The 806-nt window shown below is 45.0% G+C and carries 1 protein-coding gene; it reads left to right on the top strand.

The features are described 5' to 3' along the window. Positions 1-784 (top strand): LysR substrate-binding domain-containing protein (locus tag A3766_RS03140; RefSeq protein WP_068641652.1); only part of this gene is annotated, 784 nt, incomplete at its 5' end. Positions 785-806 lie beyond the last annotated feature (22 nt).

The raw sequence follows: 806 nt of genomic DNA, 5'->3' as shown, positions 1-806 counted from the left end.
GATACTGAAAGTTGTTGGCGATGTGCTTGGAGAAGTCGAAAGTATTAAAAAAATTGCTCAGGAGTTTAATAATGAGCACAAAGGTGACTTGTCGATTGCTACTACACATACACAGGCGCGCTATGTCCTGCCGACGGTAATTAGTCGATTTATGAATAGCTTTCCCGATGTTTCATTGCATATGCACCAGGGAACACCTGCTCAAATTTCCGAACTTGCCTCAGATGGCACCGTGGATTTCGCAATTGCGACTGAGGCGCTCGAGCATCATCCAGACTTAATCATGATGCCTTGCTATTCTTGGAATAGAATCGTTATCGTGCCTAACAATCACCCGCTTGCTTCAGATAGTGATATAACATTAGCCAAGCTAGCTGAATTCCCGATTGTCACCTATGTGAAAGGGTTTACCGGGAGGTCCAAGCTTGATGCTGCCTTTTCAGAGGCTGGATTATCTCCAAATATTGTCTTTACTGCGTCCGATGCCGATGTCATAAAAACTTATGTGAAACTCGGTTTGGGTATCGGGATCGTAGCATCCATGGCTTACGACACTCAAAAAGATGTCGGCTTGACTGCGATTGATACCGACCGACTGTTTGAGGCAAGTGTTACCAATATCGGATTCAGGAAGGGGACCTTTATGCGCGGCTTTATGTATGAGTTCCTACAACAGTTTGCACCTCATCTTACTCAGAAGGTTGTCGAGGAAGCATGCTACCGCCATATGCATCGTCAGGACGTTCAAGAAATGTTTGAAAATGTTAAGCTCCCGCGCTACTAAGAAGCATGGCTTAACATGAAGG

This window comes from Oleiphilus sp. HI0132 (assembly GCF_001635845.1).
Note: the sequence above shows the minus strand (reverse complement) of the source record. Positions and strands in the feature narration are given on the sequence as shown.